Origin of the sequence: Rhodopirellula europaea 6C (genome assembly GCF_000338295.1) — a bacterium.
GTDB lineage: Bacteria > Planctomycetota > Planctomycetia > Pirellulales > Pirellulaceae > Rhodopirellula > Rhodopirellula europaea.
Map to the genome: position 1 here is coordinate 1 of NZ_ANMO01000174.1, position 22,146 is coordinate 22,146.

Consider the following 22,146-nt stretch of genomic DNA (forward strand, 5'->3'; position numbering starts at 1 on the left):
GTGCCAGGATCGCTCATGATCAAAAAGCCGGTTGAGTCCGTTCAATGCCGCGACTCGGTACGCTTCGGCCATGGTCGGATAGTTGAACGTCGTTTCGATGAAGTAATCGATCGAGTTCTGCCTTCCGGGTTGATTCATGATCGCTTGGCCAATGTGAATGATTTCCGACGCATTGGCACCAAAGCAGTGCACACCCAAAATCTCCTTGGTTTCGCGATGAAACAGAAGCTTTAACATTCCGGTGGTTTCACCGGTGATCTGAGCACGAGCCAATGAGCGAAATTGAGCTTGTCCGACTTCATAGGGAACACAACGCTCAGTTAACTCACGTTCGGTCGAACCAACCGAGCTGATTTCGGGACTGGTGTAGATCCCCGTTGGAATGTCGTTGAGCCGCAGATTGCCATCGACTCGTCCCAACAAATGCATCCCCGCAGCACGCCCCTGTGTGTAAGCGGCACTGGCTAGCGATGGAATTCCAATCACATCGCCGACGGCGTAGATGTGAGGCACGCAAGTTTGAAACTGCTCGTCGACAACGATTTGACCTCGACTATTGGCTTCGATTGGGAGGTTGTTCAGGCCCAAGTCATCAGTGTTCCCTTGCCGACCATTGGCCCATAGGAACACATCGGTCTTGAGCACCTTCCCACTTTTAAGACGCAAAATCACGCCATCATCCAGACCTTCGATGCTCTCCATCGTCTCGTTGTGACGAATGATGACGCCTTGGTCACGCAGATGATAAGACAACGCATCAATGATCTCGTCATCCAGGAACTCCAACAGCTTGTCTCGCGTGTTGATCAAATTGACTTTGATCCCAAGGTTCCGAAACATCGAAGCGTATTCGGTTCCGATGACACCCGCGCCATACACCGTGATGGACGTCGGCTTGTCCTTCATTTCGAGAATCGTATCGCTGTCGAAGATTCGAGGATGTGAAAAGTCGACACCTTTGGGTCGGTAAGGACGTGATCCGGTTGATATCACAAACGCGGCTGCTGTAATTGATTCACCGTTGTCAATTGAGACCGTGTGCTCATCGACAAAGCGGGCTTGTCCTCGGGAAATCGGCACCGAGTTGCGATCGTAGAACGATTGTCGCATGGTGACTTGTCGGCCAATGATTGCCTGCGTACCACGATTGAGCTGTTCCATGCTTGGGCTGGCCGCGAATCCCATTTCTCGCATCACGGGATTCTTCAGCGATTTCATGGTGCTGGTCACTGCGTATCGCAATGCTTTGCTGGGGATTGTCCCCCAGTGGGTGCACCCACCGCCGATTTGTCGGTATCGCTCCGCAACGCCTACACGCAATCCGCCTTTCGCCGCTTGCATGGCGGCGCCTTCACCGCCAGGTCCGGTGCCAATAACGAATAAATCGAAATCGAATTGACCTGGTGCAGGCTTAACAGCTGGCTTCCCTTCGGGGGCGGGCAGATTGATGTCCTGTGTTTCGTCGGGCGACGCCGCCCCGTTGGACGAGGAGGATTCGGTCGCTGATGACATGACTCGTTCCCTGAAATTTGCAATGAATCGCGAGTGAATTAAGCGTTGGCCGCCTCACCGTTCGCTCTAAGTCTCGCCATGATTGGGTACCACGGAGCGTCGTTTTCTGTTCGAATCATGGATCGAAAAGAATCCGTCACCCCGTCGAATAAGTCTTGTTTGTACGATGTTGATTGCTTGCGTCCAGACCGGTGTCCATTTTGCGTCCGTCGAACAAAACGTCGACGACGTCTGCAGAAAGGTCGAACGACTCGGCAAACAAAGCGTCCAGCTCGCGGTTTTCCCCGAATGCACGCTGACCGGATACGGATACGAAAGTCGCGAAGAAGCACTCGATGTCGCACCGACGATTGACTCACCCGTGATCCAGCAATTGGTTGAAGCTTGCCAAGCCAATCAAATGACGATCACGATCGGGACCCTGATTCGGAAGGACCGCGACGAGCTCCACAACTCCGCTTTGATGATCGACGGATCCGGGCTGATCGGTCGCTACAACAAAGTCCACCTCCCACACCTCGGTGTAGACCGTTTCGTCGATCGCGGCCTCGCCTGCGATCAAATATTCACGACCCAATCGGGTTGCAAAGTGGGATTGGGGATCTGCTACGACAGTTCATTCCCTGAACCGATGCGAGCACTGGGGCTGGCGGGTGCGGACGTCATTGCTCTGGGAACCAATTGGCCCGTCGCTGCTTCTCGTACCGCGGAAATCGTTCCTCCGGCGCGGAGCATGGAGAACCACTTGTTTTTTGTCGCCGCAAATCGGATCGGCGAAGAGCGCGGTTTCGAGTACTGCGGTTTAAGTTCGATCTGCGGCCCCGATGGCGTTGAACTGGCTCGCGCGAAAGGTGCTGAAGAAACAGAACTGATCGTCGACATCGATCTAGAACAGGCTCGCAACAAACGGATCGAACGCACGCCTGGAAAACACGTCATCGATCGATTTGCCGATCGTCGCCCCGAGATGTATTCACGTCTCAGTGATTCGATTGCGGTCACCGAATCAACCGACAACGATTGAATGACAGTGCTATCAACCGATCGACGAACCAATGAGTCGATTCACTCACCAGCCAAATAGATGGCTTCCCCGGTGAATCGTCTTCGCAACTCTTCGTCGCTCCAGGAAACCTTGCCAACCGCCGGGTCCCCGATCAACCAACGACCACCGTCGGTCTGGCCCAACACGGTCACGACGTGTCCGACCGTGACATTGCCCAAGAATCCGTTGTCCTGAGGATTGTCGCCGGTCAATCCAAATCGGACCACCGCAACATTGGGCAGCTGACCATTCTCAAGCCAAAGACTCGGATTGCGAGAAGCAACCTTTGCCTTTCGGTCGTGCTGATGCGCAACAGTCGAGAGACCACGATAGAGTCCCAAAGGCGCGGTTCCCAGCGAACTGCTCAAACAGACGCTGGCAAGCTCGCGTTCGTCGGCTTTGATCCCTGATCGATTCAAAAGCGTCACCGCGGCTGCTGGGGCACAACTGGCAGAATTGGATTGGATGTAAACGCCGTCTTGCCACTGCGACATCCATTGTGGTTCAGGAGGTTGATCCCAATCCAATGGAAACAAAACCGGACGAGCGATGGGTGTTATGACGAAAGCAACCGCCAACGTCATCATGATTCCGGCGACGGCAGGCCGGAAGTTTCGACGCAAATCGACAGCGTGCCCCGCCATTCCCGCGGAAAACGCGAGAACAACCGGCGTCACGTTGGACCAGTAGAGTGCCGCGGAGGACGTGATCGCTTCCGCCCAGATCAGCCGGCCAAAGAAGCTCCATGCGAATAAGAACGAAATTCCCACCAGCCCCAAAAACACCCAGCGGTCCGATCGTTCCGAAGCGGATTGGAATCGGCATCCCAGGCGATAGGCACCCAAAGTCATCAACGTCACCACGATCACGGCCAAAGCCAGTTCGAGATCAGGGCGAGCGAATTCCAGGTCCATAAACACCTCCGAGGGCACGACAATGGGGCCAAGGTTAACATTCCGTTAATTTAACGTTACCAACCGATGACCTTCTGCACAAACACCAATTTAACCTTGGCTTCATCAATCCTTCGCATAGAAATCGACTTTCCGTCCTCGACACCGCCCAATTTTCGAGCGGCCGACGTGGAAAAACCAGCATTCGACGAGAAATCAGTCCAGCGTCACCTACCAAGCACTTGCCGTGCCAACCTTCTTTTTGGGGCCCCGCCTATCCATGAAGGGTCCAAAGTCAGATAGGCTGCCCGTTTCACCATCTCCCTGCTCGCGACGCCCACTCAACGCATGAACTCAGCCACTGATCTCGCCCGCCCTCACGATCAAATCCGCCCCGTCGAAATCGAATGTGGGTACCTGGAATCCAACCCCGCCAGCGTTCTTTACAAAAGCGGTAAAACGATCGTGCTTTGCACGGCATCGGTTGAAACCAGCGTTCCCCCGTGGATGAAAGGGCGAGGTAAAGGCTGGGTGACCGCCGAATACAACATGCTGCCAGGCAGCACGAGCCCACGAAAACGACGTGACCGCAGCGGCAAGGTCGACGGCCGCACGACTGAAATCCAACGACTGATCGGACGCAGCCTGCGTGCAATCGTTGACCTGCATGCGTTGGGAGAACGTTCCATCACGGTCGATTGCGACGTTCTTCAAGCGGATGGCGGTACCCGCACCGCATCAATCACCGGCGGCTACATCGCGTTGTCTTTGGCGATCTCGCAATTGGCAGCGATCCCAGAACTCGATCCCCCGGTCGACCCAACCGCGGTTCTTCGCGATTCGGTCGCGGCGATCAGTGTCGGAGTGATCGGCGAAGATGTTGTCTTGGATTTAGACTACCGACTGGACTCGGCTGCGGACGTCGACATGAACGTGATCATGACCGGCTCAGGGCGTTTCATTGAATTGCAAGGCACCGGCGAAGAAGCCACGTTCGACGACGTTCAATTGGCAGAACTGCTGCGATTGGGCAAAATTGGCATCGCCGATTTGACCAAACTCCAAAAAGCCCAACTGGCCGCCGTGTAGTCGCCGCCAACCGGGCTGAGCTGCCGCGTTCGCACAGCTTCCACTCGGATCACTTCGCTTCGCTATCCCTCACGACTTCGATCACCGGCGGTGCAAACTCGCGGATCGCCATCCTTCTTGAGCCGAAGGCAAATCGACCGCGTGCCGTCGTCCCTCCTCATTGCCAGGTCAGTGTATGTCTTCGAAAGCCAACACACCCATGCGTGCCGCCATCTTGGGCGTCGGATTCATGGGTTGGATTCACAAGCTCGCTTACCAACGCAGCGCAACCGCGGAGTTGGTCGGTTTTGCTAGCCGAGACGCCAAGAAGAGAGCCGGCGATTGGCGAGGCATCCAAGGCAACTTTGGGCCACCCGGTGAACAATGGGATGTGTCCGGGTTGAACGTCAGCGAGAACCTAGATGGACTCCTGGAAGATGATTCCATCGATCTGATCGATGTGTGTTTGCCGCCGCATCTTCATGTCGATGCCATCAAGAAAATCTTGGCATCGGGTAAGAAAGTACTGTGTGAGAAACCGCTCGCATTGACATCCGAAGCGGCTCGCTCACTTCTTGACGTTGCGGAACCGGGCCAATTGATGGTCGCGCATATCCTGCCGTTCATGCCCGCCTTTCGCTTTCTCGTCGAAGCCCAATCCGATGGTCGTTTCGGCAATCCCATCACAGGCCGATTTTCGCGAACGATCAGTCCTCCGGATTGGATCCCTGATTTCTATGACCCTGAAAAAGTCGGCGGACCACTGATCGATCTGCAGGTACACGACGCCCACTTGGCTCGCGTGTTGTTTGGCATGCCGACCGCAGCCCACTGCGTCAGCCACAATCAACAAGGTGTTCCAAAGCGATACGAAACGATTTTGGAATACACAGCTTCCGCTGATTCTGATGGTGCCACTCCCGTGGTCAGTTTGGCCGGGGGCGTGATCGACTCACCGGCCCGCGGATTCACTCATGGTTATGAGGTCTCCTTCGAAAAGGCCACGGTACGTTTTGAGTTCGCCGCCTATGGAGATGGATCCTCGGACACGATTCCACTGACTGTTATGCACAACGATGGAAAACTAGAACGTCCCGATTTGGGCGAGCAAGATCCGATCGACGGTTTTGTCAGTGAGATTGATGCGGCCGCAGAAGTTGTCGCAGGCGGCAGCTTGCATCCAGTGCTGGACGCACAACTCGCAACTGACGCTTTAACGATTTGCGAAATGCAAATGGCGAGTCGCCGTTCATGACCGATGTTCAACCGCTCGCCGATCGACTGATCGCTCACTTGAAAGAGATGGGCGGATTGGTAGTTGCGTTTTCCGGTGGCGTCGACAGCAGCGTTGTCGCCGCGGCGGCGCATCGAACCGGTGGCGATGTTGTTGCAGTCACGGCTCAGTCGCCAGCAGTCGCTCGGTGGCAACTCGATTGGGCTCGCCGCGTGGCCGAGCAAGTTGGAATCGCTCATCAGTTTGTTTCCACCGACGAATCGGACCGGTCGTCTTACCGACGCAACCATTCGGATCGCTGCTTCTATTGCAAACAAACGTTGTATGAATTCCTGGCTCCGATCGCGGAGCAACGTGGTGCGACGATCGTCTCCGGAACCAACGCGGATGACTTGGGCGATCATCGCCCTGGTATCACTGCTGGCACGCAAGCTCGCGTGCAAACGCCACTGGCAGATCTGGGGATTGGCAAATCGGCGGTTCGCCAATTGGCCGCGCACTTCGGTCTAGAGAACGCTGACCTTCCGGCTTCCCCGTGTTTGGCCAGCCGTATCGCCTATCATGTCGAAGTCACACCGGAACGATTGCAACGCATTGAAACCGCCGAAGCCTGGCTGCTAGAACGTGGCGTCTCGGACTGTCGAGTTCGGCTTCACGCAGACGAATTGGCCAGGATCGAAGTTCCCCAACAGGAATTCGCCAAGGTCCTCGACTGGACGCAAAACCAAGAATTAGTTGGCTCATTCATTACAATGGGCTTTCGATATGTCACCTTGGAACTGGGTGGCCTGTCCAGCGGCAGTCAAAACCGCGGCTTGTCCGAACCTGAGTTGGTTCAATTGACACCCGGCCAGCCGATTTCCACGTCCAATTCATCGTCGTCTCGCCCACCTAGTCATGGCGAGTCTTCCAACAACAGCACAAAGGCACTTTCGTGAGCGATCTGGTTGGATGTCGCGTGGGTGACTACCAAGTCTTGCGCCGCTTGGGCAGCGGTGGCATGGCGGATGTGTACGCAGCCAAACACTTGAAGCTCCGACGTGATGCCGCACTGAAGGTTCTGCGACGCACGCCACAAACCAGCCAAGAAGATCTGCAACGATTCGAACGTGAAGCACAAGCCGCCGCTTGCCTGAATCATCCCAGCATCGTGCAGGTGTATGAAATCGGCGACCATCAGGGCACCCACTTCATCGCTCAAGAGTTGATCGACGGTTCGAACCTCAAACAGTGCCTGCAGAAATCAGGTCAATTCACCGCGAAAGAGGGCATCGAAATTCTGCGATGCGTGACGGAAGCCCTCGTGGTTGCCCACGCTGCAAGAGTCACTCACCGAGACATCAAGCCTGAGAACATCATGCGTTCGGGTGACGGTGCGATTAAAGTCACCGACTTTGGTTTGGCACGGGTGTTGTCCAATACGGACGCCAGCGCGGTGGATCTCACGCGGGCGGGTTTGACACTCGGCACGCCACGCTACATGAGCCCCGAACAAATCCAAGGTCACAAGGTCGATGGCCGAAGTGACCTCTATTCGCTCGGCGTGACCCTGTATCACTTGCTGGCCGGTCAGCCACCTTTCGATGCCGAAGAACCGCTTGCGTTGGCGGTCAAACACTTGCATGAAATGCCGCAACCGCTCGACCACGCTCGCGGATCATCTGACCTACCGCCTTGGTTGGTCGCCACAATCATGCGTTTGCTTCGAAAGACACCGGGTGAGCGTTTCGCATCCGCGATGGAATTGCTCGATGTCATTCGTGCGAACATATCGCCGTCCGAATCCGGTCTGTCGGCAACACCATCCGGAAATGGTTCGGACGTAAATGGCACCACATCGATTGACCCCGATCGCCGGTCCGCTGCCGTCAACTACTTGGGATCAACCTCCGCGACGATTCAACTGCAGCGAATCACCGATGCAATTGCGAACGATCGACGACACGACACAATGCGTTGGGTCGGTGTGATCGGCTTAGCAGCCATCGCGGCGTTGGCTGGCTGGGGAATTGCGATCTGGACCAAGGAACCAACAGTTGCTCAATCCATCGGGGCGCCGTTGGTGACTCGTACCGCGAGTATCGAAGATCAATACTGGCAAGCCATCTCGTTGGACAGCGTGCCGGCGTGGAAAGCGGTAGAGGAATACTTTCCAAAAGATGAGATTACCCCTGAAGAAGAAATCTATCATTTGAAAGCGGCACTCCAGCTAACTCGATTGCTGATCGATGAACAGCGTTGGCCAGAGGCATCCGCCGCTCTTTCCGGAGTCGAACAGTCTGCCAACACGTCGCGACTCTATCGCGCTCTCGCGATGGTCATGCGTTATCAGATTCAAATGGGAACAGGCGTTCGCAGAGAGGCCAACGAAACCAAAAACAAACTTCGCAACTTGGTCGACGAATTGAGAAACGAGAAGTCGCAGACTCTGGAAACATTCCGTGCGCTGGTGCCGTTATCAGATCGCTTGGAATTGGGACTCGACGAACCTGCGGTAATTGATGGGCCGAGTGATCGTCGATCTGCACTTCAGTCCGGACGAAACGACTCACCGCAAATCCGTTGAACGAGAACGCTCCGAATTGGCCTCATGGCTGTCCCGAAGGACAATGCCCGGCAAGTAAGTTCAATCCAAATTCAATTCATCCAGCACGTCGGCGACCAATTCCGAATCAACCCGACACATTGAATTCAGATCGGCATTGAGCAGCAACCCATAACCTTCGGCGATGTAATCAAGCAAGGTTTCGCCATTGACGATAAACCCGCCGACCTCATCATCGCCAAAAAGGTCTGCGCGCAGCTCTACAAATTCGGCCGCAGATGACTGACCGGTGAAAGCTACCAGATAAGGCGAGCCTTCTAATTCAGCAGTCAACGCCCCCAGTTCGTCCGAATCATCCTCGTCACGCAGATGGAGTAGCACATACGAATGCGCCATCAGGCAATCCGCCAATGAAGCAGCGTCACGCTGCTGGATGGCAGTTCGGCATTCGTTCGTGTTGAGATCGGAATCCGCAGGCATGCTGGTAAGATAACCAGTTTGGCGACTTTACAGAATCAGGGCCCGCAATAATTCGCGATTTTGTAACCACCACTCGCTTCACCCCCCCAGAAGAGGCTGAATATTGCACCTACGCTAATCTATGCAGGGCGACTGATTATGAGTGTATGATCTTTCGCTGTTCTGCCAAAACCAGAAAGAGGAAGTGCTCAGGTTCGTTGAGGTAGACGGACTCGAATCACCCCCCATGTCGCAAACGATTTGCCATGATTCGCAATCTCCTCGCGCCCACGGTCAACTTCCGTGAAGCAAGCCGCGTTGTTCTCGAATACCTCCAATCAACCACGGGGTTGGCGCTATGGATGATCACACGTACCGAGGACGAAGCGTGGATCGTCTTAGATCGTTCCGATCCCAATGATGTGTACCCTGTCGATTCAGGCGATATGATTCAATGGACCGATTCGTTTTGTCAGCACATGATTGAGGGCAAGGCACCTCAAATCACTCGGCACGCTCAGCAGATCCCGCTGTTTGCACAATCTACGATTTCGCAAAAGCTATGTATCGGTGCCTACGCAGGGGTTCCGATCCTCGATCGAGACGGGGAACTGTTTGGCACGCTGTGCGGGATCGATCCAGAAATCCAATCAGAACAATTCGAAGAGCACCTGCCATTGATTCAATTGTTGGCACGTTTGTTGGGTGGCTGTCTTTCAATGGAATTGCAATTGCAATCACTGCAGCGCAAAAGCGACCGTAATTCACTGCATCAGATGGTTGACCCGACGACGAGCTATTTCAACCGGGAAGGCTGGAGCCGCTTGATTCAACGGGAAAGGGAACGTGCAAATCGCTTGGGACGACCATCCAACGTGCTTCGGATCGACATCAAGTTCAACACTCACACAAAGATGTCAGATGTGGTCTCAGCAATCAAAATTGAATTCGGCTCCGATTACTTGATCGGCCACATCGCAACAGATCAGTTCGAAGTCTTGCTTGAAGACCATGAGATGTCGCTGGTGATCGAACGGGGCCGTTCAATTCAAGATCGCTTGGCGGCACAGGGCATCGCTTCAGATTACAACGCGTTCAATCTTAAGATCACCGAAACCGCGTCCACATGACCTTCGCTTCACGCGTGCACTAGCGACATCTCTCGGAAATCACGTACCCCCGCCGCACTGTTCGCGTCCGAACGTGCCTCTTCATAATAAGCCGTTCTCTTCCAGACGCACCAACAATCGCACGATCTCGACCGGTCGCGTGAACTGCAAGCGTTCTAGGATCTTCGCGCGACGAACTTCGACCGAACGTCGCGTCAGTCCAACCATCGTGGCGATGTCCCCCGTGGTATCCCCCATCGCGATCGCCTCGCAAATCTGACGATCGACCGAGTCAAATTGTTGGTATACCAGCAGCGACTCGCTCAATGACAAACCGTCTTCCGTCGCATCAGCTTTCAGAATCGCAACCGGACGAACGAGAGTCGCATTGATCGCACTGCCGCCGGAAACGAATTCTCGTCGAATGCTACTGACATCCCAAACGCACATTCGCCCTCGGTCGTCTTTGGCCTGGAATGAATAATCCAACTCCAGGGCCCCCAGTGCGATCAGCTCGCTTCCGCCCGATAACATCTGAACCATCTCTTTTGGCAACCCCGATGGCAACGATTCGGTAGCGATGAACTCCACCTCGACGAACAGATCTTCGAAAGTTTGATTCCAAGCGATCAACTTTCGTTGGCGATCCATCAGGAAGACACCCGACTCCAAACGCAGTTCGGTGAGCGATGAACAAAATGATTCGACTGGCAAGTTTGATGGGCTTGAAATAAGTCGATTCGAGCCGGCTTCTGGCGTGCCCGTCGGCACCGCGGCGCTGAAATGAGTATTCAACCAGCGGTCAACGACCCGTCGATCCTCTGTGAATGGACGACGGTAAGCCAATCGGTGAATCGCGGCGGATACCTGTTGGACCATTCCGACCCTCAACCCTTTTGGGGAGGAAAGCACCGAGGCTGAACCTGATCGATTCAGATTCTTAAGAGCCACACCACATTAACACGATGCCTCGTGGGAGAAATCTTAACACACCACATGAGGTATTGCTTCAGATGGGGCACCTAAAAAGCAACTTTCGCAGACTGGCAGTCAAGAGACTGGCCTGCCTCGATGTGTTTACAGCACTTCAAAGCAGATGAAATCGGTGGTCTGTGGAGACTGCCAATGGGGCACAATGCAGTCCCCACAGGACCACCTTCAAAGTGGTTGATATCACGGGGCAAGTGATACCAAGCCGAACTTTGATTCGCATTTGCGAACACTAAGTGCATCGGACGGGTGAATATGCGCAATGACCTAACGGAAGACAAGCCCTACATTTCCCCTAGGGCACCCAAGCACATCTAGTTCCCGGTGATCGGGCGTTTCACCAATCGCCGTAGCATTTCTTGCAACATTCGGCAAACCGCCCCCCTTTGACGATCACCACCCCCTTGCCCGACTTTGTTGGCAAACCATACGCCCGTATCTGTCCCCGCAAGCAATACCTCATCGGCTGCGTGAAGGTCTTTGGGCATCAGCGGTGCCTCAAAACACAATATTCCCTGCTCATTCGCCCACTGGCGAAGGAGGCCGAGAGTCACTCCTTTTAACACATTATTTTCCGGAGGAACGACCAATCGCCCGTCGCGAACAATCGCGACATTTGCCACGCTCGACTCAGTCACACTGCCATCCAAATCCAGCAGCATCCCCGTGGCGTCCGGAGCCAGCTGCTTTGCTTCGAGATCAGCCAGATAGTAGTGCAGCCGGTTCCGAACTTTCGCCTGACGTGGCCAGGACTCCATCGGCGGCTGAACAACATTCGTTATGACGATGGGCTGACCATGCAATTGACGATGTGCCACCGCGTCATGATCGATCGCGTTGAGATGTATAGCCCAAGTCGGATCAAATTCGGCAGATCCCGCGGTGACCCAAATTGTCATCCCGACATCAGCTTGCTGAACCAACTGAGCGTTCAGCTTCAAACACTCTTCGATCAGTTTCTCAACCTGACCGGTGGAAGGCCCTTTTTCTATTCTCAACAAACGAAGCGTCTCACGCAGTCGAAGCAAGTGCTGCTCGACACAGAAGACCGTTCCTCCGTAGGTCCGGAGCCGCTCAACTGCGGTCACACCCTGGCGAAAGCCCAGGTCGCTGATCGGCAGTGAGATCTGATCAAACGACCGCCATTCCTTGATACCCCAAGCGGGACAACAAAAATAGGCAGTGTGTGTTGCAAATGATTCGAAGCTCACTTCTCCGAACACAATCGGAGGGGCACTCAAGTTAACGGAACCGCCTGGTTGGAATCAGCTGATTCTGATGAGACTACCGCACCGTCTTCGGAGGCTTTGGACCGTCGCCACAGTGCGGCAATCTCAGAAAACAACGATTCTGCAGAAGTCTGATGGTAAATCGAATCGGCTGGCAAACCCTCCGTCAGTCGCCGATGCGCCTTGCCCAAGTTGTGATACGGAAGCCTTGGAAACAGATGATGCAGTGCATGAAAACGCGTACCGATCGGTCCCCACAATTCACTGGCCCAGGCGTGGTTGGGATAATTCACCGAGTCCAATAATTGCTCTGAAAAGCTCATCTCGCCACCATCGTTCGTCCATCGATGAGCCCCCAATGTGCGGACTTCGTTCAGCACGAGAATCCCAACCCCAACCGCATAGGCAATCAACCAAAACGGATCGAGCCACTGATCACGCAAAATTCCGCCGCGAATCAGAAACCACACGCACCAGACAAAGCACAAAGCTTCTTGCAGCAACACGATTCGCATCACCTTGGGTGAGGCATCGGGACGTTCGTAGAACGGATCAACAACCATCGTCGAAAGGTGACGATGAACCAGCGGTCGCAAACTCGGCACGATCCAGCACACCGGGCTAATGACTAGGAAACGAAAGATCGCAAGCAGTGGCAAGAACAAGGCTTGCCCAATGAAGACGGCGATCAACCATGGCCCTCGGTTGCTCAAGGGCAAATACTCACCGTCGTGCTCCGTCCCGTAGTGCTTCCTCCGGTGGTGGTCGACGTGCGGGTAATAGAGGAACGAGGGCACGAAAAAGAAAATTCCACAAAGAGCGTTCCACGCAATGCGAAACGCGGTGAAACCTTTCTCGGGCAAGTGCACCAGTTCGTGGATGAACATCAACGCCCGCATATAAAGGATGAGCGTCATCACATAACACAGCGCCATTCCCGCCCAAACCTGCGGCGTGAATCCGTAGAACCAGGGCAGCAAAAAGATGCCGTGAAGGAAAACGTGACCCGTCAAAATCGAGGCCAGAAAATCCACCCAGTAGATGGCTTGGTTGGGACGCTGCAAATCGGAGATAAGAGCGCGTGCCTCTGAGAACCGAAATCCGTGACAGGAGGCGTTTGGAGTGGTTCCGCTCATTTCACTGTTGGAAAAAAGGGGTGTGAACGAGTCTTCGCTTGTGATGTAAGATCAGAGTTAGTCAATGAGATAACAAAATGCAATTCAGATTTGCGCCCCCAACCCGCCAATGAGCGGTTGCCGTCGAATGGCCCCCCCTCGCCGATATGGTTGCCGACGGCACTCGAGCGAAGCCAAACACCTTATTGAAGACGTATAGGACGCCAACGTTTTGACCCAAATGGCCACCCAATCAACCGGTCTCCACATCGTCGTCGTGGGTGCCGGGGCGGCGGGAATGATGGCCGCTGCCGTGGCCGCCCGATCGGGTGCACGTGTCACGCTGCTCGAAAAAAACACCAAAACAGGCGTAAAAATCCTGATGTCTGGCGGCACCCGCTGCAACATCACTCACGACACCGATTCCAAAGGCATCACCGAGGCGTTTGGTCACGCGAAACGTTTTCTGCAACCGAGCATCGGCAAGTTTGGTCCCTCCGACGTCATTGCGATGTTTCACGAACTCGGCGTGCAAACCAAACGCGAAGAGACTGGCAAAATTTTTCCTGTCAGCAACCGAGCGGTCGACGTCCGAGACGCTCTGCATCGATCCATGCTGGATGCCGGTGTCCGTCTGGAACTTCGTTGCTCAGTCCAAAACATTCTGCCACCGTCGGACTCATCACCCCAATGGCGGGTCAGCTTTGATCAGAACGGCCACGCCGACGAAATCCTTTGCGATCGAGTGATTGTGACTTCCGGAGGACGAAGCTGGCCAGGGTGCGGCACGACGGGCGACGGGTACGATTGGTTGCGAGCCCTCGGACACACCATCGTGGCGACGCGTCCCGCACTGGTTCCGTTGGTAGGTGGCACTGACGCAACGCATGCTCTATCCGGACTGACGCTGCCCGATATCAACGTGTCGGTCTTCACGCCCGACCATCGATCAGGCAAAAAGCCCAAAATCCAACGGCGGTCCTCCTGGCTGTTCACCCACTTTGGTTTCTCCGGCCCGGCCGCTATGGATGTCAGTGGCGTCATGACCGCTTGCAACCGGATCCAAGATTCCGACATGCGACTCGATCTAATTCCCGAAGTCGGCGAAGCTCAACTCCGCGAAATCTTAGGTCTTCGCTCGGGCGAAGCGGGCAAACGATCAATAGCGAACATCTTGCAACAATGGTTGCCCTCTCGCTTAGCACTTGCAATTTGCGAGGAAAGCAATCCGGCCAATGCCAACCGCAAGCTCGCCGAATTGCCGAACAAAGATGCCAATTTGTTGATTGAAAATCTCAAACGTTGGCATCTGCCAGTCAACGGAACCCGAGGATTCGCGAAAGCGGAAGTCACTGCCGGTGGTGTCCAACTCAACGAAGTGGACCCGCGTACGATGCAAAGCCGATTAGCAGAAGGTCTGTTCATCGCAGGTGAAATTTTGGACGTTGACGGCTGGATTGGCGGCTACAACTTTCAAGCGGCCTTCAGCACCGGACGCGCCGCGGGACTCGCGGCGTCACAAACAGACAACGATTAAGACACGTGACTCGATCCTAGACCATCCAACCTTGCGAATCGCCAGCCTCCTCTCACGGACGACACCAACGCATGCCTGATTTAATAGCTCAAGGTGCCGGGGATGGGTTCCGTTGGCGTAAAGGTCTTCCCGAATTGGTCGCCGGCGTGGACGTGCTGCTAGGACGCCAGCCGTCTGGTTCGCCCGATCCAATCGCGATTCAGTCTTCCGGTGGTGAACTGCCTGATACCGACACAGCGGATTCAGAACCCACCGAACGAGAAGTCAACCTTCAACGAAACCGTCGTCGAACGCGAACAATTCTTTGGCAAGTTGCTTGGGATCAATCAATTTCACGTTGCCACGCGATCCTGACCATTTTGGAAAACGATCGCATTCAGGTTCACCGAGACGCTCGAGCTCGTAACCCAATTTTCTTTCGCGGTCGACCTCGGGACCGATTCGTCGTCGTGCCGGGCGAACACTTCGTGATCGGCGAAACCACCTTCACGCTCGCACGACGCCCAGGGTTCACCGATGACGTCGGTCACGTAATGCGAGGCCAGTCGATTCAGGATCGGGCCATCGATGCATCGACGCCTCGCGAGGGTCCGATTCCTACATCACAACGTTCTGCGATGATTGGCAGCGCCGAGGGCGTTACCGAAATGGCTTTCGACGCATCGGTCCTGCGTGAAAGAGACTTCCGCGACACTCGACGTCGTATTCAATTGCTCGCCCGTCTCCCTGACATTGTCGCGGGCAGTGTCGACGATGAAGAACTATTGGTTCGCGTTTCCGACACATTGCTACGCGCAACCCCGTCCGCATCCGCCGTGGCGATCGTGCGGGCGAATATTCCGGATCGCATGGAATCTGACCTCGACACCGGGCAGGCCGAAACACCTTCGGAGATGAAGGTGTTGCACTACGATTGCCGCGACAATGGATCGCAACAACACGCGGTCAGCGTGCGTTTGGTCACCACCGCACTTCACCGCCGCGAAAGTGTTCTGCACCTATGGGAAACCGAACGCAACGGTGGCATGGAATTCACCGCGGCCGAAAATGTCGACTGGGCCTTTTGTGTGCCTCTAAGAAGCGAAGCCTGCTCTGGATGGGCCATTTATGTCGCGGGATCACGCGCATTGGGGTCCAACTGGAAGGAACTCTCCGACGACTCCGCCACATTGGCGGATCGATTGGGCGACGATGTGAAGTTCGCGGAAGTGGTGGGATCTTTGATCTCAGGGATCCGACAAACATCACACTTCCAACAGCGTCACTTGGCAATGAGACGTTTCTTCGCACCAGTCGTCCTCGATGCATTGTCAGGGCAGGACCCGCAGAGCTGGTTGCAACCTCGCCAATGCGATTTGTCAGTCATGTTCTGCGACCTACGTGGTTTTTCACGTACTTCGGAGATGCAAAGCGACCAACTACTCCTGCTACTCGAACAGGTCAGCGCGGCGTTAGGTGTGATGACCCGTCATATCCTCGACACAGGTGGCGTAATAGGTGACTTCCACGGTGACGCTGCCATGGGATTTTGGGGCTGGCCCATTGAATTACAACTGTCCGATCCGCACTCAGATCTCTCAGCATCCGCGCACGTCGTTGCCAGTGTTCTAGCAGCCGCGAAAGCGGCGGCAGGGATTCGAAAGGACTATGTGACCGGACAAACAGATTTCCGCTGCGGAATTGGGATCGCATCTGGCCCCGCCGTCGCTGGCCGAATCGGCACTGTCGATCAAGTCAAAGTCACCGCGTTTGGCCCGGTCGTGAATTTAGCCAGTCGATTGGAAGGCCTTACCAAGCACTTCGGAGTCGAGGTCCTTATGGACCATGCTTCGGCGAGCGCATTGCAAGTTTGGTTAAAACACTCATTATCAGCCGATGACATGCTTCCCTTTCGGCCACGGAAATTGGGCCGAGTCAGAGTTTCCGGTATGAAGATGCCGGTCGATGTCTATCAATTGGTTGTCCCAAGTGGTGGAAGCCAAGACCTCACAGATTCCCACATCAAGGCTTATGAACAAGGATGGGAGGAGTTTGCCAGTGGCGATTGGGACTCGGCCTACCAACGGCTGCTGGAATTGCCAGCTTGGGATCGCCCAAAGGATGTGCTGTTACGCCTGATATTGCAACATCATCGAATTGCCCCCCCGGGATGGGATGGTGTCCTCGATTTCCCGAAGTAGTGCGACCAGCCGCGCGAGCATCAGAAGACATTCGAGGAGTCTTCGATCGATTTCTCGTTCGGGATACGAATGAATTGGCGAGAAGCACGCCAGACGACCTCGCCGGGCGCATAAAAAAACAGCGAACCAAATCTTCATGGTTCGCTGCTGAATCGATCAATGTCTTTGATCGGAAAGGCAAACGACTCGAAGGAACGAGCCTTAGCCCATCAATTTCTCGAGTGCGGTCAAAGCATTCTTTGCATCTTGGACACTGCCCATTTCTTCGACGATGCGTTTCACTTGCAACAACGAATCCAACGAAACTTCGTTGCTTGCTGTCGCCTTGTTTGTGCTGCCAACTGGACGACCGCGTTTGGCCCCTTTGCTGCTCTTCTTCACGCTTGGAGCCGACTTCTTGGCCGACTTGCGAGCGGATTTTTTAGCAGACTTGCCCATGGTGGTGGACTTCACAGTACTAACAAAAGCAGGCGTGACGACGATTCCCTTCTTGCCCAATTCAGCCGCAACTTCCATCGGCTTGGCGTCCGGGTTCGCTCCGTAGTAATCACGAATCGCTTGTGACTTGTTCGGTCCACCAGATTTTTTGGCCACGTTTTACTCCATAAGTGTGTTTTGAAAAATTCAATTCCGCAACACGTTATAAAAAGTAGGGTTACTGTCAATACTTCAAAGGTAACAACTGACATAAAATAGGTAACATTGCCATAGATATTGGCCTACATGCGTTCTGCAACATCGATTCCTAACACTGACAACCCTTTCTTGAGGACTCGACCGGTCAGCGTGACCAAAGCCAAGCGGGTTTGCATCACCGAGGGGTCATCATTGCCTAAAACGCGGCAACTTTCATTGAATGAAGAGTATGTCTTCGCAGTTTCAAACAAATAGTCGCACAACGCATTGGGTGCGTAGTTCAAACGGACCTGTTCAATCGCTTCTTCAAACCGCATCAACATCAATGCGAGAGATCGTTCATTAGGGTGGGTAAAAGTCATCGGCTGAGTGGCGGCCGCTTGCTCGATGACCTGTTCAAATGCGGGCAGGCCTTCGCCATCAGAAGCACGCCGCAAAATGCTTTGGGTCCGAGCGTAGGAGTACTGCACATACGTCGCAGTGTTGCCTTCCAAGGCGACCATTTTGTCGACATCAAACTTGTAGTCGCTAGTTCGATGGTGCGACAAATCCGCGTACTTGATAGCACCAATGCCAACGATTTCGGCGATCTGCTGCTGTTCCTCTCCGTCCATCGGGGGATCCATTGTCGCCAGACGGTCCGGATTACAAACCACGTCTTTGGCACGACTCACAGCGTCATCCAACAAGCTTTCCAGACCAATAAGCGAACCGCTACGGGTCTTCATGGGACGACCATCGGGCCCCAATACGGTTCCGAAATTGACATGCACCAATTGGACTTCGCCCATTCCCAAAGGCTCTGCCATCGCGAAAAACTTCTTGAAGTGTTCGCCTTGGCGTGAATCCACCACATAAAGAATCTCATCTGGGTGAAACTCATCACGGCGATATTGAAGCGTGGCCAGGTCCGTTGTTGCATACAAAAACGCACCGTCGCGTTTTTGAATGATCATGGGGCTATCAAACCCTTCTAGAAAAACACATATCGCTCCATCACTTTTGGTAGTCAAACCAAGACTTGTGAGGTGTTCGACAACGCCCGCCAGTCGATCGTGGTAAAAGCTTTCACCCAGCGTATAGTCAAACTGAACGTTCAGTCGGTCATAGATCCGGTTGATTTCATCTTGGCAATGAGGCAAAAACTCTTTCCATAACGCTAGGTTCTCCGCGTCACCTTCATGCAACTTGGCCGTTTCCCGAAGAACGGCGAGATCGACATCGGAGTGTTCAGAAGCCAATTTGGACAACTCCGCGTCACTATCAACCGCATCGATCTTAGCCTTCAGTGACTTGATATCCGCCTCGATCGCGGCAACTCGCCGAGTCGCGGCTTCCGCGTTTTTCCGGAGCTTCTTCTTGTCCTTTGGCTTGAGGTCCTCGTCCGATTCCGCTTGATCAGACGCCTCTTTTGCCGTCTCAGCATCGCTTTTCGCAGCGGAGAGCTTGTCCGCCATCGTCGCCACTGACTGCTTGGCCTTTTGATATTCGATCAGTTGATTGGTCAGCCGATACAGAGCCGACAACTCTGGGACTGGATTGGCGGCTACTTTTGCCGGATCACCAAAGTTTCGATAACCATAAATGATGATTCCGAACTGGGTGCCCCAATCACCCAAGTGATTGTCGGTGAGGACATCTTCTCCATAGAAACGCAGCGTTCGGGCCAAGCAATCACCGATCACGGTGCTGCGAATGTGCCCCACGTGCATGGGCTTCGCCACGTTGGGCGAAGAGAAGTCCACGATGACTTTCTTCGGGTCGGTGGTTTTGGAGACACCAACTCGTTCATCCAACAGCATCTGTTGAATCGAATCAAAAAGGACCGAATCCTTCAAACGCAAGTTGATAAATCCGGGTCCGGCGACCTCGGGTTCTTCGAATAGATCGGTGACATTGAGATTTTGCACCAGTTCGGCAGCAACATCTCGAGATGTTTTGCCCACCCGTTTCGCCAATGGCATGGCGGCGTTGGATTGGTAGTCACCAAACTTCGGGTCAGCCGCCGGACGGATCATGCCCGCATAATCGCTGGGCGAGTCCGTCAAAGGCTCGAGGGCTTGGACAAATCGTGCTTGAAGAACATTGGGTAGATGCATCGAAACCTACACACCTGAAGAAAAGGTGGGGAAGAAAAAGAAATGGGACGTCCAAACGCGGTTCAGCGTTGCGTCAAACCAAGATCCGACAGCGGAATGGGGGTGGCATCGGCCCACAATGATTCCAGGTCGTAGTACTCACGGGTCTCTTCATCGAACAGATGAACGACGAGGCTGCCGTAATCAAGCACGATCCAGCTACTCTCTTGATAGCCTTCGATTCCTTGACGCCGATCGCCCAAACCTTTTTCGAGTGCGTCATCGGTTTGCTCGCTGATCGCGTGCAATTGTCGACGGCTGGTCCCGGTGGCGATGACAAAGAAATCAAACTCAGCCGATTGCTCGCTGACGTTCAAAACCATCACATCTTGGCCGTTGTTGTCCAACGCGACCCGAGCGGCCTCAGTCGCCAATTTGCGGGCATCTTCCAATCCATGCGGACGAATTGCCCGACTGGGATGAGCCATAGGATCAGCAGATGGGGTGTCGTTGGAGGAAGAAGGCAGTTGATCAGACAAGTTCAAACAACTTTCAAGCGAATGGGGAAAGAATGGAGGGTGGAGCAATCCCACGTCTCGGAGTTGCCCCGTAGTGTAACGCGTTTGTTTTTTGGGGGCACCCGTCAAACACCATCCGGATGCGTGTTTCTGTCGTGTTTTCCCGCGTCGGATCCAATCGCTGGTCTCGGTCAATCCGCCCCCGCTGGCGACAACTTGGCCGATCGAAAACAATGCCCTGTCCCATCCGCCTCCTTTCAATCCATATGCCCCCAAATGGGGCGTTTCATCATGGCTGATTTTATCAAACCAGGCAAAAAGGCTCCCGCCTTCACGCTCAAAGACCAAGACGGCCAGACCGTCAAATTGAAAGATTTGGCTGGCGCTCCGGTCGTTTTGTTTTTCTATCCCAAAGACAATACACCTGGATGCACCAAAGAGGCCTGTGCGTTCCGCGATCGATACGCAGAACTGCAATCCGCGGGGGCACAACTGTTTGGCATCAGCACCGATTCCGCCGAAAGTCACGTCAAATTTCGTGACAAGTTTGGATTGCCGTTCCCTCTGCTGGTCGATGAAAACCACGCCATGAGCGAGAAATACGGCGCGTACCGGGAGAAGAACCTGTATGGCAAAAAGTCGATGGGCATCCAGCGTTCGACCTATTTGATCGACTCCGCGGGCAAAGTCGTCAAGGTTTGGAAACGTGTGCGAGTCGACGGACACGACCAACAAGTTCTCGACGCCCTCGCTTCACTCGCAGAGCAAAACTGATCCCATGAGTGAGCAAAAATATTGCATCGGCATCGACCTCGGAACGACGAACAGCGTCATTGCGTTCGCTCCTCAATCCGACGCGGAAATGAAAACGGCTGACCAAGCCCCTGAGATTCAGTTGCTACCGATCCCTCAGGTCGTCGCATCAGGCCAGATCGAATCGCGAACCTCGCTGCCATCGTTCCTCTACCTGCCTCGCGATCAAGAAGTCGACGCGTTGGAAGTGACCAGCGAACATGCACGTTTCCCATCATCGACTGAAGGCGTCGCGGGCGTGTACGCCAGACAACAGGCCGCCGACAACCCGCAACGCGTCATAGTGGCGGCGAAAAGTTGGTTGTGCCAGCGCAAGGTCGATCCGGATTCCCCGGTTCTTCCTTGGCAATCGCCTGATGAAATCCCGCGAGTTTCCGCAGTGGAATGCACCGGCATCTTCTTGCGGCATTTGGTGGCAGCCTGGCACGCCCAATTCCCCGACGCTCCGATCGACCAACAACAAGTGGTTCTGACCGTTCCGGCTTCGTTTGATCCCGCGGCCCGTGAGTTGACTCGGCGTGCTGCCATCCGAGCTGGTTTGAATGAGAACTTTGTTCTTCTGGAAGAGCCTCAAGCCGCGGTCTATCGCTACCTCGCATCGACCGACGGCAAGTGGCGCAAATCGTTATCCGACGGAGACACCATGTTGGTTGTCGACGTCGGCGGCGGCACCACAGACCTGACATTGGTCGGTGTTGAAGAACAAGACGGCGAATTGATGTTGAAACGCGTCGCGGTCGGCAACCACTTGTTGGTTGGCGGTGACAACATGGACCTCGCACTGGCCTATCAGGCCGCCGAGCAATTTCGCCAGTCCGGCCACGACTTGGACCCTTGGCAGAGCACCTCGCTTTGGCACGCCTGCCGTGACGCAAAAGAACGATTGCTCAGCCATGACGGTCCCGATTCGCAATCCATATCGGTGCTTGGACGTGGAAGTTCGCTGATCGGTGGAACCATCACCACCGAAATTCAACGCAGCGACGCAGCAACCTTGTTACTCGACGGCTTCTTCCCGCAGTGTGCACCACAAGATCGGCCTCAAGCCAACGTGGTCAGCGGTTTCCAAGATGTCGGTTTGCCTTACGAATCGGATCCAGGTATCACCAAACACATCGCCGCCTTCCTGACGGACCAGTCCGCTTTGAATAGCGACAATGATGGCATCGGTCCGGTGACTCACTT

General features: G+C 54.5%; 19 protein-coding genes. 10 read left to right on the forward strand and 9 right to left on the reverse strand.

Annotated elements, in window-relative coordinates; genetic code table 11:
* Positions 1–1,512 (reverse strand): Si-specific NAD(P)(+) transhydrogenase (sthA, locus tag RE6C_RS18265; protein ID WP_144054818.1); only part of this gene is annotated, 1,512 nt, incomplete at its 3' end.
* Positions 1,513–1,678: 166 nt separating this feature from the next.
* Here sthA and RE6C_RS18270 point away from each other — a divergent pair.
* Complete coding sequence (locus tag RE6C_RS18270; protein ID WP_008658880.1) at positions 1,679–2,536, forward strand: carbon-nitrogen hydrolase family protein; 858 nt, start codon at positions 1,679–1,681, stop codon at positions 2,534–2,536.
* A 41-nt stretch (positions 2,537–2,577) separates the two neighbouring features.
* On the opposite strand, the gene RE6C_RS18275 is transcribed toward RE6C_RS18270, so the two are convergent.
* On the reverse strand, positions 2,578–3,471 hold the full coding sequence (locus tag RE6C_RS18275) for a C39 family peptidase (RefSeq protein WP_008658881.1): 894 nt from the start codon (positions 3,469–3,471) through the stop codon (positions 2,578–2,580).
* Positions 3,472–3,798: 327 nt separating this feature from the next.
* Here RE6C_RS18275 and rph point away from each other — a divergent pair, with 327 nt between their 5' ends.
* The 4 genes from rph to RE6C_RS18295 all read left to right on the forward strand — a co-directional run bounded on the left by rph (position 3,799) and on the right by RE6C_RS18295 (position 8,318).
* A complete protein-coding gene (gene rph / locus RE6C_RS18280) occupies positions 3,799–4,539 on the forward strand; it encodes a ribonuclease PH (RefSeq protein WP_008658882.1) in 741 nt (246 codons plus the stop codon).
* A 175-nt stretch (positions 4,540–4,714) separates the two neighbouring features.
* Positions 4,715–5,773, forward strand: a complete 1,059-nt coding sequence (locus RE6C_RS18285; protein WP_008658883.1) for a Gfo/Idh/MocA family protein — start codon at positions 4,715–4,717, stop codon at positions 5,771–5,773.
* Positions 5,770–6,690, forward strand: a complete 921-nt coding sequence (gene larE / locus RE6C_RS18290; protein WP_008658884.1) for an ATP-dependent sacrificial sulfur transferase LarE — start codon at positions 5,770–5,772, stop codon at positions 6,688–6,690. The genes RE6C_RS18285 and larE overlap by 4 nt, the downstream gene beginning before the upstream one ends.
* A gap of 20 nt (positions 6,691–6,710) precedes the next feature.
* On the forward strand, positions 6,711–8,318 hold the full coding sequence (locus RE6C_RS18295; protein WP_039962489.1) for a serine/threonine protein kinase: 1,608 nt from the start codon (positions 6,711–6,713) through the stop codon (positions 8,316–8,318).
* Between the two features lie 60 nt (positions 8,319–8,378).
* Here the strand turns inward: RE6C_RS18295 and RE6C_RS18300 are convergent, their stop codons facing one another.
* Complete coding sequence (locus RE6C_RS18300; RefSeq protein ID WP_008658886.1) at positions 8,379–8,777, reverse strand: hypothetical protein; 399 nt, start codon at positions 8,775–8,777, stop codon at positions 8,379–8,381.
* Between the two features lie 245 nt (positions 8,778–9,022).
* Between RE6C_RS18300 and RE6C_RS18305 the strand changes: the two genes are divergently transcribed.
* Positions 9,023–9,886 (forward strand): GAF domain-containing protein, encoded by an 864-nt coding sequence (locus tag RE6C_RS18305; protein WP_008658887.1) that lies wholly within the window; start codon positions 9,023–9,025, stop codon positions 9,884–9,886.
* Between the two features lie 81 nt (positions 9,887–9,967).
* On the opposite strand, the gene RE6C_RS18310 is transcribed toward RE6C_RS18305, so the two are convergent.
* The 3 genes from RE6C_RS18310 to RE6C_RS18320 all read right to left on the reverse strand — a co-directional run bounded on the left by RE6C_RS18310 (position 9,968) and on the right by RE6C_RS18320 (position 13,220).
* Entirely contained in the window at positions 9,968–10,744 is a 777-nt protein-coding gene (locus tag RE6C_RS18310; protein ID WP_008658888.1) for a helix-turn-helix transcriptional regulator, read from the reverse strand.
* A 425-nt stretch (positions 10,745–11,169) separates the two neighbouring features.
* Positions 11,170–12,066, reverse strand: a complete 897-nt coding sequence (locus RE6C_RS18315; RefSeq protein WP_236618321.1) for an aminotransferase class IV — start codon at positions 12,064–12,066, stop codon at positions 11,170–11,172.
* Between the two features lie 26 nt (positions 12,067–12,092).
* A complete protein-coding gene (locus RE6C_RS18320; protein ID WP_039962492.1) occupies positions 12,093–13,220 on the reverse strand; it encodes a fatty acid desaturase family protein in 1,128 nt (375 codons plus the stop codon).
* A gap of 220 nt (positions 13,221–13,440) precedes the next feature.
* On the opposite strand from RE6C_RS18320, the gene RE6C_RS18325 reads away from it, so the two are divergent.
* Both RE6C_RS18325 and RE6C_RS18330 read left to right on the forward strand, forming a co-directional pair.
* The gene (locus tag RE6C_RS18325; RefSeq protein ID WP_008658891.1) at positions 13,441–14,736 is read left to right on the forward strand and encodes a BaiN/RdsA family NAD(P)/FAD-dependent oxidoreductase; all 1,296 of its coding nucleotides are present in this window, start codon (positions 13,441–13,443) and stop codon (positions 14,734–14,736) included.
* 71 nt (positions 14,737–14,807) lie between these two features.
* A complete protein-coding gene (locus RE6C_RS18330) occupies positions 14,808–16,916 on the forward strand; it encodes an adenylate/guanylate cyclase domain-containing protein (protein WP_008658892.1) in 2,109 nt (702 codons plus the stop codon).
* Between the two features lie 201 nt (positions 16,917–17,117).
* Here RE6C_RS18330 and RE6C_RS18335 read toward each other — a convergent pair whose 3' ends face one another.
* From RE6C_RS18335 to rsfS, 3 genes are all read right to left on the reverse strand, one after another.
* On the reverse strand, positions 17,118–17,510 hold the full coding sequence (locus RE6C_RS18335; protein ID WP_008658893.1) for a hypothetical protein: 393 nt from the start codon (positions 17,508–17,510) through the stop codon (positions 17,118–17,120).
* Positions 17,511–17,635: 125 nt separating this feature from the next.
* Positions 17,636–19,651 carry an arginine--tRNA ligase gene (argS, locus tag RE6C_RS18340; protein ID WP_008658894.1) on the reverse strand — a complete coding sequence of 672 codons (2,016 nt, stop codon included), beginning with the start codon at positions 19,649–19,651 and terminating at the stop codon, positions 17,636–17,638.
* Between the two features lie 62 nt (positions 19,652–19,713).
* Positions 19,714–20,175, reverse strand: a complete 462-nt coding sequence (gene rsfS / locus RE6C_RS18345) for a ribosome silencing factor (protein WP_236618322.1) — start codon at positions 20,173–20,175, stop codon at positions 19,714–19,716.
* A gap of 249 nt (positions 20,176–20,424) precedes the next feature.
* Here rsfS and bcp point away from each other — a divergent pair, with 249 nt between their 5' ends.
* The gene (bcp, locus tag RE6C_RS18350; protein ID WP_008658896.1) at positions 20,425–20,922 is read left to right on the forward strand and encodes a thioredoxin-dependent thiol peroxidase; all 498 of its coding nucleotides are present in this window, start codon (positions 20,425–20,427) and stop codon (positions 20,920–20,922) included.
* A 4-nt stretch (positions 20,923–20,926) separates the two neighbouring features.
* Positions 20,927–22,146: Hsp70 family protein (locus RE6C_RS18355; protein WP_008658898.1), on the forward strand; the 1,220-nt coding region annotated here is incomplete at its 3' end.